The sequence below is a fragment of the Leclercia sp. UBA2479 genome, from assembly GCF_002341985.1.
Lineage (GTDB): Bacteria > Pseudomonadota > Gammaproteobacteria > Enterobacterales > Enterobacteriaceae > Enterobacter > Enterobacter pneumoniae.
The window spans coordinates 1,042,839-1,056,725 of the sequence record NZ_DDPB01000009.1; the positions used below are offsets into that span (position 1 = coordinate 1,042,839).

The following is a 13,887-nucleotide window of genomic DNA, read 5'->3' on the forward strand; positions in this document are numbered from 1 at the left end:
CCGTAAATTGAGTAGTATTAGCTACCAGTGTCGGCACGTAGCGCAGCCTGGTAGCGCACTGTCATGGGGTGTCAGGGGTCGGAGGTTCAAATCCTCTCGTGCCGACCAAAAATCCCAAAGAAACCAACCTTCTACGGTTGGTTTTTTTATGCCTGTAATAAACCCTCGCTGAGGGTGAGACCAATTCTGGCAGCCAACGCAGCAGGTAAACGAGCGTTACCAGCGGTTTAAACGCCCCGATCTGAAATGTCTACCCCGCCCCCCCAGCTTTCCCGGATGATGCCCGCGCCAGAAGACAACGCCGCTTACCAGAGTGAACAAGCCAAAAGGGTGAGATGTGAAAACGCGACCGGGTATCGTTAATTCATCAGGCACGTTTTTCAGAGGTAAAAAAAACCAGCCCGTGGGCTGGTCTGGCGTATTACCGTGCGGGGCTTACTGTTTATTACTGCCACCGAGGAAAAAAATCCCCAGCGGGATGGCCAGCAGCACGGTAAAGACGGTGCTATAGACGAGGATCATGGCCGACTGCAAAACAAACATGCTGGTCGTCCACGAAGAGAGTGGGATGTTGTACTGTTCAATGACACCAACGATGGTCGCGCGGCCGACGCAGGCCACCGCAATTGAAAATACCACCAACAATGCCAGAAGAAATTTTCTGCCCGACGGGGTGTTAAGCTTTGCGCGTACCATCGCTCTTTCCTTTACAGATGAATAACCATGATTGCCGCTAACCCTACCACGATCTTGCCGGTCACGCCATATCAGCATTTAACACTAAACAATAAGCAAACAACCAGCTGATTAAACCGGTTAAACAGAAAATTTAAGTAAATCCCCCTGTCAGTGAGGGTTCAATATGCTACGCTTGCCACGATCGTTGAACAAAAGGAATGATTGTGAAAAAAGTACCGAAGATTGCTATCGCCCTGCTGGCGGCCACCTGTACCAGCGCTTTTGCCAGCAATGATATTCTGACCCCTTTCCCGCAGGCCGAAAAAGGGATGAAACGTCAGGTGATCCAGCTGCCGGAGCAGAAGGATGAGGCGCAGTACAAAGTCGAACTGCTGATTGGTAAGACGCTGGAAGTGGACTGCAATCAGCACCGACTTGGCGGCGAGCTGTCCCAAAAAACGCTGGAAGGCTGGGGTTACGACTACTACCGCTTCGATAACGTTACTTCACCGGTCTCAACGATGATGGCCTGTCCGGACGGCAAGAAAACCGAGAAATTTGTTACGGCATACCTCGGCGACCACAGCCTGCTGCGCTATAACAGCAAGCTGCCGATTGTGGTCTATACCCCGGAAAATATCGAGGTGAAGTACCGCCTCTGGAAGGCAGACGAGAAAATCGACGACGCACAAGTGCGTTAAAGAGGCGATTTCAGGGTTCCAGCGCTCGCCTGGAACCCCTTCTCACCTAAATCTCTGGCGTGTGTTTAAAGCCTGTCAGCATCAGCACAAGGCTCTCTTTCGACGCAGCGGTGTTGAACTGATAATGGTTACCCTGCCGATCGCCGCCGATATACCAGGAGATCTCCGTTTTCCCTGCGGCCAGTGCTTTACGTACTGCGGTATCGACATCCACCATCCGGTATTCCCGGACATGATTGAGATAGAGCAACGCCTCTGAGCGATAACTGCAGGCAGGACGCTGTTTCCAGTTCACCGTGGCAGGATCCCAGTCATTGCTCGCCGGATAGAAGAAGATCTGATCGGCACCATTATTCTCTACCTTCCCGCCATAGAGGCGTATACGGTACTTAAACTGCGCAGGATCCTGCCCGGCCGGCAGCGGTGGGATGGCAAATTTCACCAGGCTCAGCGTTTCCGGGTTGCGGGTACGGCCCCCCTGTTTCCAGTTATCGCTAATCTGCAGCCCCTGCCCTGATGGAGTCTCGCTGCTGACAGTGACATTCGCCAGCGCCTTCGAATACCCGTAGGGCACGTTGGTACCGCAGTCCATCCCCTGGTTCATACAGAGATCGGTCATAAATCGCGCCCCCTCCTCTGTCCAGCCGTTCATAAAGTCGGCGTGGGCCGTATAGAGGCTCCCCCAATGCTCCTCCCGCATATCTCCATTCATCGTGGGATCGAGAGAAAGCTGCGCTTTTGCCGTATCCAGGAAGGTAATGCCCTTTAGCACATAGGCCACATTCATATTGACGGTCGGGATCTTCACCGGATACCCGGATGGACACTGCCCTTTCACGTCATAAACGGCATTTTTCATACCGTGCAGCGGCTTAAGATGGATCCCATCCCAGCAGTTGGGAAACTGGATACCGATATTGAACTGCACCGCATCTTTGGCTTTACGCAGTCCGCATACCTCACCCACCTTATTGCTGTAACCTTTGCCGTTGGCGCATAAGAAGGTAATTTTGCCGTTAGGCTGCGTGCCATGGTGATCGCCTGCCAGTAGCGCCAGCCCCGCCGGAAAAGGGGTTAGTGGATATTGCGTAACATGCGAAGCCTGATAATAGGTTTTCTGATAAGCAGGCTGCACGACCGTACCATCCGGCAGACGCAGAGAAGGCGCCCAGTAAGCAGAGCTATCGGCTTTGTTATCGCAGGTGGTCTCAGGGCGCTGACGCAGCGATGAATAATCCGACCAGGCATCGGCATGGGTGTTGCCGAAAAAGTCATGCCACATGGCCTGATTGGGCATACCGTACATCATGATCGCGTCATCGCCACGCGTATGACTCATGGCACAAACCACGTGAGCCTGCGGGCCGGCGTGAGCACAAAGGGAGGGAAGCAGCATGGCCGACGCCATCGCGGCAGAGAGGGTGGTCCTTTTCATTATTATCTCCTGATATGAAAGGCCACATTGGTATCAAAAGCGCGTGCGCACGACTAAATATTGGCGGGGTACTTTTCCTCGCGGGTTTGCTTTACGCGTAAAAAAGGCCGGAAGAACCGGCCTTTTTCTCTCAGCGTGACATTACAGTGCGATATCTGCCACGGGCTTGTTAACTGCCGGCTGGGGCTTGCCCTGCGGCTCCGCTTTTGGCGCCACATCGGCCGCCTGCGGTTTTTCATATTTCAGCTGCAGAACGCGGCTGGTGTACTCCAGCTCCTGTTCAGTCGCTGCCACATTACCGTTCAGTTTGGTGCCGTAAGACGGAATAATGGTTTTCAGTTTCGCCTGCCATTCCGGCGTCGCGACTTTATCTTTGAACACTTTTTCCATCAGGTGCAGCATGATAGGTGCAGCGGTAGATGCGCCTGGAGAAGCGCCCAGCAGCGCCGCAATGGTGCCCTCTTTATCGCTCACCACTTCAGTGCCGAGACGCAGAACGCCGCCCTCTTTTTCATCACGTTTGATGATCTGCACGCGCTGACCTGCCTGCCACAGACGCCAATCCTCTTTTTTCGCCTGCGGATAGTACTCTTTCAGCGCCTCGAAACGCTCTTCATCAGAGAGCATGACCTGGCTAATCAGGTATTTCACCAGATCGAAGTTATCCAGCCCGACGTTCATCATCGGCACGATGTTTGAGGTGGTGGTGGAGCTCAGCAGATCCCACAGCGAACCGTTTTTCAGGAATTTCGTGGAGAAGGTCGCGAACGGCCCGAACAGCACGACGCGTTTGCCATCCAGCATACGGGTATCGATATGGGGTACAGACATTGGCGGTGCGCCCACAGAGGCCTGGCCATACACTTTCGCCAGATGACGATTCACCACTTCCGGATTTTCAGAGACCAGGAACTGGCCGCCCACCGGGAAACCGCCATAGTTGTCGGCTTCCGGAATACCGGTTTCCTGCAGCAGTTTTAACGCTGCGCCGCCGGCACCGATGAAGACAAACTTCGCCTTAATGACGTGCTCTTCTTCATTGTTCTTCAGGTCGGCTACGGTTACGCTCCAGGAGTTATCAGCGTTACGCTTAAAGCCACGGACTTCGGTATTCAGCGCCAGGTTGAAGTGCTCTTTCTTCTGCAAAGCGCCCACCAGCTGACGGGTGATTTCACCGTAGTTCACATCGGTGCCGATTTCGGTACGGGTTGCAGCTACCTTCTGGTTGGGATCACGCCCTTCCATCACCAGCGGCGCCCACTCTTTGATCTGTGCATGATCTTCAGAGTATTTCATCCCGCGGAACAGGGTGCTCTGCTGAAGGGCGGCATAACGTCCACGCAGGAAGTTAACGTTGTCATCGCCCCAGACAAAACTCATGTGTGGCACGGTGTTAATGAAGCTGTGTGGGTCGTGCAGCACGCCGCTGTTCACCTGATGAGACCAGAACTGACGAGAAATCTGGAACGCTTCGTTAATCTCAACCGCTTTTTCGATACTGATGGAGCCGTCCTTCTTCTGCGGCGTATAGTTCAGCTCCATCAATGCCGAGTGGCCGGTACCGGCGTTGTTCCAGCCGTTCGAACTCTCTTTCGCCACCCCATCCAGGCGCTCAACCATGGTCATTGACCAGTCTGGCTGCAGTTCTTGCAGGTAGGTTCCGAGCGTTGCGCTCATGATCCCGCCACCAATTAAAAGGACATCCGTTTGCTGCTCTTTTGGTGCGTCAGCCTTCGCCGCCATCGAGACAGCGTTCAGCCCCACGGCCAGCGAAAAGAGCACGGCAGTCATTTTTTTCATCATTTATGCCTTAAGTTATACGTGGAAATTGCAGGTGAAATAAGCTGCGGGGCAACGGTAGCAACATTTAAATATTGTTTAAAGGTTACGAAATTATTGTAATTGTGAAATTTAATGGTGGATTGTTTATACGGGAATGGCGCATCGGACTGGCAACGCGACCATTTTCTGGCTACTATGCTGCACTTTGTGATCGCGCGCACGGAAGCCCGCCCTGACCTGCGAAGCCTTATGTCTAAAATCCTGACCTCTCACCAGCCCGATGAGGGCCGTGTAGCGCATATCGTGCGCTCGCCGAATCTCTTTGTCCGCGAAATTCTGGCGGGTGTTATCACCGCCCTGGCGCTGATCCCGGAAGTGATCTCCTTCTCTGTGGTGGCCGGCGTCGACCCGAAAGTTAGCCTCTTTGCCTCGGTGGTGCTCTGCCTGGGGCTCTCTGTGTTGGGCGGTCGCCCGGCGATGGTCACCGCGGCAGCCGGTTCGGTGGCGCTGGTCATTGGTCCGATGGTGGCGCAGCATGGCGTGCAGTACATCCTGCCAGCGGTACTGCTCGCCGGGTTAATTCAGATCCTCTTCGGCGCGCTGGGGATGGCACGATTGATGCGTTTTATTCCCCAGTCGGTGATGACCGGGTTTGTTAACGCCCTTGGGATATTGATCTTCTTCGCGCAGGTTCCCCACTTCTGGAGCAAAAGCCCGCTGATTGTCGGTCTGTTTGTACTGACGATACTGATTGTGCTGTGGGTGCCACGCTACATTAAGAGTGTCCCCTCCCCGCTGATTGCTATTGTGCTGCTGACCCTGTTTACCGTCACCAGCGGACAGATCCTGCCGACCGTAGGCGATGAAGGTTCCATGGGCGGCGGACTGCCAGGGCTGACTGAACTGCTGGTGCCCTTAAACCTGAACACCCTCAGCATTATCTGGCCTTGTGCGCTCAGTATCGCCTTTGTCGGACTGATGGAGTCGTTACTGACGGCAAAACTGGTGGATGAGCTGACGGCAACCCCCTCCAGCAAGCGCCGGGAAAGCATCGGGCTCGGCGTCACCAATATCCTGGCTGGTTTTTTTGGTGGGATTGCCGGTTGCGCGATGATCGGGCAAACCATCGTGAACGTCGAGATGGGCAAAGGCCGCAGTCGCGTATCCACCTTCGCTGCCGGTCTGGTGCTCCTGCTCCTGGTGACCGCGCTGAGCGAAGTGATGGCCAAAATCCCGATGGCGGTGCTGGCGGGGATCATGGCCATCGTCGCGGTGAAAACCTTCAGCTGGCATAGCATCCAGCCCGGTACGGTGAAAGGTGCGCCGGTGGCTGAAACGCTGGTGATGCTGGTGACCGTTGCGGCGACCGTTTCAACCGGTAACCTGGCCATTGGCGTGGTAGGCGGGATTATCGCCATGGCGATCATCCCGGCCCGTCTTAAGCGCAAGCACGCCGCTACAGCAGAAACAGCGTCGCAAGCCCAAGAAAAATAAAGAAACCCCCGGTATCGGTGATGGCGGTGATCATCACGCTCGACCCCACTGCGGGGTCGCGCCCGAGACGATTCATGGTCATCGGGATAATCACCCCCATCAGCGCCGCCACCAGCAGGTTGAGCACCATTGCCAGGGTCATGACCGCGCCCAGTGCCATATCATCGTACAACCACCAGGTCACTCCGCCCATAATCCCGCCCCACACCAGACCGTTGATAAGCGCCACGCCCAGTTCGCGGAAAATTAAAAAGGTGAAGTTGCCGGGCTGGATGTTCTGCAACGCCAGCGCACGGACAATCATGGTAATGGTCTGGTTACCGGTATTGCCGCCAATCCCCGCGACAATCGGCATCAGCGAGGCCAGGGCGACCAGCTGCGAGATGGTATGTTCGAAACCATCAATCACCCGCGAGGCGATAAAGGCGGTGCAAAGGTTGATGGCTAGCCACGCCCAGCGGGTTTTTACCGCTTTACTGACCGGGGCATAGACATCCTCTTCCGCGCTCAAGCCCCCCATGGCGCGCATATCGTTATCGGTCTCTTCATAGACCACATCAACGATTTCATCGATGGTCACACGTCCCATCAATTTGCCCGTCGAGTCCACGACGGCGGCGCTGAGCAGGTTGTCACGTTCGAAGGTGCGCGCCGCTTTTTCCGCGTCATCTTCCGGCATGAAGATCACCGGATCGGGCTCCATCACTTCACTCACTCGCCGCTTCGCGCCGTGCAGCAGAATGGTTTGCAGATCCAGCTCGCCCAGCAAGGTTTTATCCCGTGAAGTGACAAAGAGTTTGTCAGTGTTATTGGGCATTTTCCCCAGACGTCGCAGATAGCGCTGCACCGCGCCCAGAGTGACGTCCGGGCGCACGAGAATCACGCCAAACTCCATGATCGCGCCGACGCTGTTTTTCTCATAATGCATCACCTGGCGAACGCGGGCGCGTTCATCAGCCGGCATCGAGGCCAGCAGGCGGCCCGTCAGATTACGCGGCAGATGCTGTACGAGGTAGATCTGCTCATCAATATCCAGGGTCCGGAGCGCGTCAAGGATAGCGTGATCGCTCATCTCCTCGATCAAGTCGTCCCAGACGTTCTCTGAGGCTTCAAGCAGCACCTGGCCGCGCTCGTGATCTTCCACCAGCCGCCACAGAGCGAGACGCTCTTCCCGGGGCAACGCTTCAAGGGTATCGGCAAGATCGGGCGGTGGCAGATGCGACACCAGTGCCCCTACCTCAGCAATATCGTCGGCTAAGGTGCCGACGTCATATTGCTCAGCCAGGGTCAGTTTACCCAGCAGCGTGGAGACCAGCGCTTTATCGGTGGTCATCAACCAGATCAGTCGCGCACGCTCTTCATCGCGCAGCCTTGCGCTGTTTTTGTTCTTTAACGGCATTGATCATAAATCCATGTAATGTGATGGCATTAAGAATAGCGGCAGGATATGTAAATAAGAATAAACGACGGGCGGAGATGAACAAAAAAAGAGCATAAAGAGGGAAAATACCCGGCCATTGGGACGGCCGGGCAAAGAAGTCAGGCAGTACGGGCAACCGCATCCCTGGAGGCAGCATCGCGCTCGGCACCGGTCAGCTCGCTCAGCTGGCCATTACGCATCTCCAGCAGCCGATCCGCATGAATAAAGTAGTGATCGTCATGGCTGATGGCAAAGATGGTTTTGCCCATCTGCTGCATCAGCGGTAGCAGCACCTGGTAGAAGTCGCGGCGGAAGTGGGGATCCTGATCTGCCGCCCACTCGTCGAGCAAAATGATGTCACGCTCTTCGGCCAGCGCCAGGAGTAGCGCCACGCGCTTCTTCTGCCCTTTCGACAGCTTCAGGTTGAGAATTTTGCCATTCTCCAGCTCGAGCTTATGCGACATTTGCAGATGGTCGAGCCACTTCGCGACCAGCGCCGAATCGGCCTGTTTGCCCTCTGGTCCCAGCAACTGGTCAAACAGCCAGACGTCGGTGAAGACCGCCGAGAAGAGCTTGCGGTAGTCTTCAGGCTGCTCAACGTTCATGGGTTTGCCGTCAAGGAGGATGTCGCCTGACTGAGGCTGGTAGAGGCCCGTTAGCAGCATCGCCAGCGTTGATTTGCCGCTACCGTTCCCGCCAATCAGAAACAGCAACTCACCGCGATGGATCGTTAAATTTACCGGCCCAATGGCGAAGGCGTTGTCCTGGTAGTGGAACGTGACATTGCGTAACTCCAGGGTCTGCCAGTTCGGGAAGGCCTGTGGACGCGGGAACGCAGGCTTGTAGGGCGCCAGCGCAAATTTGTTAAGCTTATTAAATGCCACCTGCGCGCTCAGCAGGGTCGGCAACGCACCCACGGCAGAGAGCATCGGCGTACGCAGGAACAGCAGCGTCAGCGAGTAGGTTGCCGCCACGTTGGTATCGGCCCAGCCGAGGCTGTTCGCCATCCAGAACACCAGGCCGATAGCGCCCAGCATCATAATATTCGACCAGTTTACCGCGCTCAGATGAAAGGTATCGGCGCGAATAATATGGTGGCGATACTCGCGGGCATCCGGAACATAGAGATTATTGAAGATGTGTTCAGCGCGCTCGCGATTCAGGGTCAGCTCTTTGCGTCCTTCCAGCACGGTCTGATAATCGTTGTAGAGCTTATCTTCGGTTTCACGCAGCACGGCCATATGTTTGTAGACCCGCGCCACCAGCACGAACCCGCCCCAGATGGTGATCACAATCCACAGTGCGGTGATGGCCAGCATTTTGGTAGACAAGAATGCGAGATAGGCTGCCGATCCGAAGGTCAGAATAATCCCCTGCACCAGCTCCGGCAGACGCACAAAGGCAATGGTGATGGCACGCACATCGCTGGTCAGCCCAGCCAGCAACGAAGCGCTGCCTAACTGTTCGATGCGCTCTACGTGGGTATCCAGAATACGCTTGATAAACTCGCTACGCAGGCGATAAACGAAGTGGTGGCCCAGCGTGGTCAGCGCCAGCTGTGAGCCCAGCGTTACCGCCATCAGCAACAGCAGCAAGCCGAGAAATTCGGGTAGCACCGTCAGGGTGGTATCGACCGTTTCGATTAAACGCAGATTGATAAAGGCGATGAGCCCTATGCCCAGCGCGGCGCTGAGCAGGCTTAGCGCCATCACCGCAATAAAAGGCCAGCGATATTGTCGCCAGACCAGAAGAAGGAGTTCCATGCAGAGCTATCCGGACAAGAAAAAACAGCCAGCAGTTTAAACTGCCCGCCGCTTACATCAAGAATAATTCTTATTTTTATTCGCTCTTCGCTGCCTGGCGGAACGTAAGGTTGTAGCGATACTCGCCGGTCAGGGGATGTTCGCCTGGCTTGAGCGGTTGAATCCCGTGATAAAAGAGGCGCGATGCTCCGCCCCACACCACCACATCACCATGCTCCAGCAGCAGGCGTTGTAGGGGATCATTACGTTTCATTCCGCCAAACTGGAAGACGGCCGGCAATCCCAGCGAGACCGAAACAATCGGTGCCCGCAGGTCGGCTTCGTCTTTATCCTGATGCAGCGAGAGCTTTGCCCCTACGCCGTAGCGGTTGATCAGGCAGGCGTCGGGTTGAAAATCGGCGTAGCCTGCTGCGATAGCCGCCCGGTGGCAAAGCGTAGCAAAAGCGACAGGTAGCGGCGGCCAGCGATGACCGGTGAGCGGATCGTGGGGAGAGTATAGATAGCCGCGTTGGTCGGTCGTCCAGCCGAGCGGGCCGCAGTTGGTCATGGCCACTGACATGGTGTACCCGCCCGGGGTCACCATCTGGCGAAAGGGGGCGTGCGTCGCCACGTCGGTAATCGCCGCCATCAGAGCGGAGTCAGAGGCGAGCGCAAAGCGGCGCAAGATCACGGCCCCCGGCGCAAGCGGCTCCTCCCAGGGTTCGGCATCGGCAAAAAGATCGAGCATTACTCCTCCTCATTTCCGGCTTCACTGCGCAAAATCGCCGCTTTTCGCGCTATTCCCCAGCGGTACCCTGAAAGCCCACCGTCGTTTCGCACTACCCGGTGACACGGAATGATAATGGCGAGCCGGTTGGCCGCACAGGCACGGGCCACTGCCCGCACCGCATTCGGTTTACCGAGGCGGGTAGCCACCTGCTGATAACTGACGGTTTCCCCAGCCGGAATAGTGCGTAACGCTTGCCAGACCTGCTGCTGGAAGGCGGTACCGCGAATATCCAGCGGCAGCGTCAGGCTCAGGGTATGGTTATCAATGCTGGCGATAACCTGCTGCACGCGTGCGGCAAATCCGGTATCTGCCTGCTCGTGGCGGGCGTGCGGGAACAACGTCTGCAGTTCGTTCAGCAGCACCGCGTCGTCATCTCCGGGCAGTATGGCACAGATCCCGCGCTCGCTCTCCGCGACCAGACAGCGGCCCAGCGCGCAGTCGCTGAGCGCGTAACGGACGGTTGTCTTATCGCCGCCCCGGCGAAACTGCTTCGCGGTCATGCCAAGCGCGGCGTCTGCGTTACGGTAGTAGCTGCTGCTGTCCGGGAAACCGGCCGCCAGCAACGAATCGGTAATCTTTTCGCCCTGCGCTAACCGGCTACGGAGACGCGCCGCGCGGGCGGCCTGCTGCCAGGCTTTGGGCGTCATCCCGGTGGCGGATTTGAACAGACGGTGCAGATGATAAGGGCTTACTGCCACCTGCTGCGCCAGTGCATCCAGCGTGAGGGACTCTTCCTGCTCCAGCAGGCGGCAGGCTTTCTCGATAAGCAATACGCGCCGCGCCTGCGGATCATGTTCATCGGGGCGACAACGCTTACACGGACGAAAGCCGGCCTGAAGGGCGGTATCAGCATCGTCAAAGAAACGGACATTCTGGCGTAAGGCGTGGCGCGCCCGACACGACGGGCGGCAAAAGATACCGGTGGTTTGCACGGCAAAGACGAACTGGCCGTCAGCGGCGGTGTCGCGAGACAACACCGCCTGCCAGCGTGGGTCATCGTTAATCAGGGTCGTTTTGTTCATCATGCGCTCCTTCAGTAAGCATACTCCTACCCTGCCTGAGCGCCAGAGAACAAAAACCCGTAACCTTGCTTTTTAATTTTTTCCGTTAACCAGATAGCCGCTGAACTGCGGTGACATCCAGGTTTTGAACCCGTTACCTTCACGGGTGATCATATAGACCGCCAGCCCTTCCCGGCGCACAACTTCCTTCGCTTTTTCCGTCCCCAGCACCATCAGACCTGTATCCCAGGCATCGGCCTCCAGCGCCGTGGGGGCTATCACCGTCACGGACACCAGATTATGGGTGATAGGTCGCCCGGTCTGTGGGTCGATCGCGTGGGAGATGCGCTTGCCGTCCAGCTCATAATAGTTACGATAGCTGCCCGCCGTACTAATGCCGTGGCCGTTGATGTCAACGATCGCCTGTACGGCATTCTGCTCATCGGTAGGTTTTTGGATCGCCACGCGCCACGGTTTATCGCTGGCATTCATCCCCCGGCTGACCAGCGCGCCCCCTACCGACACCAGATAGCGGGGGATCCCCTCTTCGGCCATCAGCGCGGCCAGGTGATCGGCGGCATAGCCTTCCCCAACGGTAGAAAGATCAACAAACAGGTCGGGGATATTCTTTTCCAGATACTGCTGACCGTACTGGTACAACACCGACAGATGGTGCAGTCCGGTTTGTCCTCGCGCATCATCAATTTGTTGCTGGGTGGGTGTTTTTACGGGCTGTTTGTCGGGACCAAATCCCCACAGGTTAACCAGCGGCCCCACGGTGATATCCATCGCCCCCTGGGTTTTGTAGCCCACGCGCAGGGATTCGGTCACGATATCTGCCATCGCCTCGCTAACGGGCCACGGAGAGGTGCTTTTTGAGTGATTAAAGCGCATCAGCGCGGAGTCGTTTTTCCAGGTAGAAAGGAGCTGATCGTCGGCATCCAGCTGCGTCTGGATCTTACCGCGTAGCGCTTCAGCCCTGGCTTTATCAACGTTGATAACGCTAACGCGCCAGAAGGTGCCCATGGTTTTACCTTCTAACACCGTTGCCACTGCGGCATTTTCACTTTTTTCCGGCGTTTTCGGGACATCGCACGCTGTTAACATAAAGAGTGCCGACAAGACGCCGACACGAAGAAAAGTCATATCCATTATTTATTATCCTCTGGCCTGAGCCCGGCAAGAGTACACCAAAAACAGGGATTTGTAAGAGCCGATTACAGGAACAAAAAAGGGGCCATCAGGCCCCTTATCTGACACGCTATGCGTCTTAGAACTGGTAAACCAGACCCAGCGCGACGATGTCGTCAGTGCTGATGCCAGCCTGTTCGGTGAATTCGTTTTTATCCAGCAGGTTGATTTTGTAATCAACGTAGGTGGACATGTTTTTGTTGAAGTAGTAAGTCGCGCCAACATCAATATACTTCAGCAAATCCTGATCGCCGAAGTTGGTGGTGTTGTTACGGATGTCTTTCCCTTTAGACTGCAGGTACGCCACGGACGGACGCAGACCGAAGTCGAACTGGTACTGTGCGACCACTTCGAAGTTCTGCGCTTTATCAGCGAAACCGTAGGCATCGGTGATGCTGCTGCCGTTAGAAGAACCAAAACGGGTCGCGTTATAGGTCTGGGAGTATTGCGCTGCCAGGTAAACATTGTTCGCGTCATATTTCAGGCCGCCGCTGTATACGTTAGCGCGATCGCCGTCGCCGTAGACATCTGCTGCGTTCTGGTCAGCGGTACGTTTAGAGGAGGCCAGAGCGGCACCCGCACTGAAACCTTCGCCCAGATCGTAAGTCAGAGACGCGCCATAGCCATCACCGTTCTGTTTCAGCAGGCTACGACCGCCGGCAGAGTCATTCTCGCCGCTTACGTTGTCGTTCGCGCCCTGGTACTGCAGCGCGAAGTTCAGGCCTTCAACCAGACCGAAGAAGTCCTGGTTACGGTAGGTCGCAACGCCATTAGCACGGGATTGCATGAAGTTATCAGCACCGTAGGTGTCGCCGCCGAATTCTGGCAGAACGTCAGTCCAGGAGGTGACATCGTAGATAATGCCGTAGTTACGACCGTAATCGAAAGAGCCTGCGTCGCCGAATTTCAGACCTGCAAATGCCACACGGGTCCAGGACTGGTTATCGCTTTCAGAGGTGTTGCCCTGAATCTGGTATTCCCACTGGCCGTACCCGGTCAGCTGGTCATTAACCTGCGTTTCGCCTTTAAAGCCGATACGCATATAGGTCTGATCGCCATCGCTACCGTCGTCGTCAGAGAAATAGTGCAGACCATCAACTTTACCGAAGAGATCTAATTTGTTGCCGTCTTTGTTATAAATTTCAGCCGCATTCGCTGCGCCCGCTACCAGCAGTGCTGGTACCAGGAGGGAAAGTACTTTAACTTTCATTTTTATACCCTCTGTTATATGCCTTATTTTTATTACCACTGCTTACTGATTAACCCTCTTAACCAGTCGGCAACTTCATTCTCCGCAAAAATACAGAATAATCCAACGGGAATATGATACGAAAACTTTGAAGATGTTTCACTTTTCGACCAGGATGTTTCATTTTGTAAAAACGAGGGAACTTTCTGACAGCACAAATAGCTAAAAAACAAACATACCATACAGCGCATTCTAATAAAAACTATAAATATCAATGATATAGTCAAGACTGCGTTATAGCACTGATTGACAAAACAATTTCTTATCTCCCGTCTAAAATAACTCTCGCTATCATCATTAACTTTATTTATTACCGTCATTCAGTTTTGAATGTCTGTTTATCCCAAATTGAGCCGAATGCCCTGCATTCGGTTTTTTTTTACACTTCTCTACACAAATATTCA

Annotated in this window: 11 protein-coding genes and 1 tRNA gene; 3 read left to right on the forward strand and 9 right to left on the reverse strand. The window is 55.2% G+C overall.

Features of this window, described 5'->3' with window-relative positions; translation table 11 throughout:
• Window positions 1-31: 31 nt before the first annotated feature.
• Window positions 32-108, forward strand: a tRNA-Pro gene (locus B3B59_RS14630).
• A gap of 327 nt (window positions 109-435) precedes the next feature.
• On the opposite strand, the gene B3B59_RS14635 is transcribed toward B3B59_RS14630, so the two are convergent.
• Window positions 436-696 carry a DUF2534 family protein gene (locus B3B59_RS14635; protein WP_040074749.1) on the reverse strand — a complete coding sequence of 87 codons (261 nt, stop codon included), beginning with the start codon at window positions 694-696 and terminating at the stop codon, window positions 436-438.
• Between the two features lie 206 nt (window positions 697-902).
• Between B3B59_RS14635 and eco the strand changes: the two genes are divergently transcribed.
• Entirely contained in the window at window positions 903-1,379 is a 477-nt protein-coding gene (gene eco, locus B3B59_RS14640) for a serine protease inhibitor ecotin (protein ID WP_263616498.1), read from the forward strand.
• Window positions 1,380-1,425: 46 nt separating this feature from the next.
• On the opposite strand, the gene B3B59_RS14645 is transcribed toward eco, so the two are convergent.
• Window positions 1,426-2,814 carry a DUF1996 domain-containing protein gene (locus B3B59_RS14645; RefSeq protein ID WP_286809420.1) on the reverse strand — a complete coding sequence of 463 codons (1,389 nt, stop codon included), beginning with the start codon at window positions 2,812-2,814 and terminating at the stop codon, window positions 1,426-1,428.
• 141 nt (window positions 2,815-2,955) lie between these two features.
• The gene (mqo, locus tag B3B59_RS14650; protein ID WP_286809421.1) at window positions 2,956-4,614 is read right to left on the reverse strand and encodes a malate dehydrogenase (quinone); all 1,659 of its coding nucleotides are present in this window, start codon (window positions 4,612-4,614) and stop codon (window positions 2,956-2,958) included.
• Window positions 4,615-4,791: 177 nt separating this feature from the next.
• Between mqo and B3B59_RS14655 the strand changes: the two genes are divergently transcribed.
• Window positions 4,792-6,090: a SulP family inorganic anion transporter gene (locus B3B59_RS14655; protein WP_286809529.1), complete on the forward strand. Its 1,299-nt coding sequence runs from the start codon at window positions 4,792-4,794 to the stop codon at window positions 6,088-6,090.
• Here the strand turns inward: B3B59_RS14655 and mgtE are convergent.
• The 6 genes from mgtE to B3B59_RS14685 form a co-directional block, all read right to left on the reverse strand.
• The gene (gene mgtE / locus B3B59_RS14660) at window positions 6,053-7,489 is read right to left on the reverse strand and encodes a magnesium transporter (RefSeq protein WP_207292126.1); all 1,437 of its coding nucleotides are present in this window, start codon (window positions 7,487-7,489) and stop codon (window positions 6,053-6,055) included. The two genes, B3B59_RS14655 and mgtE, sit on opposite strands and share 38 nt — an antisense overlap.
• A gap of 140 nt (window positions 7,490-7,629) precedes the next feature.
• A complete protein-coding gene (locus tag B3B59_RS14665) occupies window positions 7,630-9,273 on the reverse strand; it encodes a multidrug ABC transporter permease/ATP-binding protein (RefSeq protein WP_207292127.1) in 1,644 nt (547 codons plus the stop codon).
• A 76-nt stretch (window positions 9,274-9,349) separates the two neighbouring features.
• Entirely contained in the window at window positions 9,350-10,000 is a 651-nt protein-coding gene (gene alkB / locus B3B59_RS14670; RefSeq protein WP_286809422.1) for a DNA oxidative demethylase AlkB, read from the reverse strand.
• Window positions 10,000-11,064, reverse strand: a complete 1,065-nt coding sequence (gene ada, locus B3B59_RS14675; RefSeq protein WP_286809530.1) for a bifunctional DNA-binding transcriptional regulator/O6-methylguanine-DNA methyltransferase Ada — start codon at window positions 11,062-11,064, stop codon at window positions 10,000-10,002. Before ada ends, alkB begins: the two co-directional genes overlap by 1 nt.
• A 72-nt stretch (window positions 11,065-11,136) precedes the next feature.
• Window positions 11,137-12,195 carry an FAD:protein FMN transferase ApbE gene (gene apbE, locus B3B59_RS14680; protein ID WP_286809423.1) on the reverse strand — a complete coding sequence of 353 codons (1,059 nt, stop codon included), beginning with the start codon at window positions 12,193-12,195 and terminating at the stop codon, window positions 11,137-11,139.
• A gap of 118 nt (window positions 12,196-12,313) precedes the next feature.
• Window positions 12,314-13,444, reverse strand: a complete 1,131-nt coding sequence (locus B3B59_RS14685; protein ID WP_286809425.1) for a porin OmpC — start codon at window positions 13,442-13,444, stop codon at window positions 12,314-12,316.
• Between the last annotated feature and the right edge of the window lie 443 nt (window positions 13,445-13,887).

Coding starts and splice junctions, on each gene's coding strand:
- B3B59_RS14635 (WP_040074749.1), bottom strand. CDS start 696: ATGGTACGCGCAAAGCTTAACACCCCGTCGGGCAGAAAATTTCTTCTG.
- B3B59_RS14645 (WP_286809420.1), bottom strand. CDS start 2,814: ATGAAAAGGACCACCCTCTCTGCCGCGATGGCGTCGGCCATGCTGCTT.
- mqo (WP_286809421.1), bottom strand. CDS start 4,614: ATGAAAAAAATGACTGCCGTGCTCTTTTCGCTGGCCGTGGGGCTGAAC.
- B3B59_RS14655 (WP_286809529.1), top strand. CDS start 4,792: ATGCTGCACTTTGTGATCGCGCGCACGGAAGCCCGCCCTGACCTGCGA.
- mgtE (WP_207292126.1), bottom strand. CDS start 7,489: ATGCCGTTAAAGAACAAAAACAGCGCAAGGCTGCGCGATGAAGAGCGT.
- B3B59_RS14665 (WP_207292127.1), bottom strand. CDS start 9,273: ATGGAACTCCTTCTTCTGGTCTGGCGACAATATCGCTGGCCTTTTATT.
- alkB (WP_286809422.1), bottom strand. CDS start 10,000: ATGCTCGATCTTTTTGCCGATGCCGAACCCTGGGAGGAGCCGCTTGCG.
- ada (WP_286809530.1), bottom strand. CDS start 11,064: ATGAACAAAACGACCCTGATTAACGATGACCCACGCTGGCAGGCGGTG.
- apbE (WP_286809423.1), bottom strand. CDS start 12,195: ATGGATATGACTTTTCTTCGTGTCGGCGTCTTGTCGGCACTCTTTATG.
- B3B59_RS14685 (WP_286809425.1), bottom strand. CDS start 13,444: ATGAAAGTTAAAGTACTTTCCCTCCTGGTACCAGCACTGCTGGTAGCG.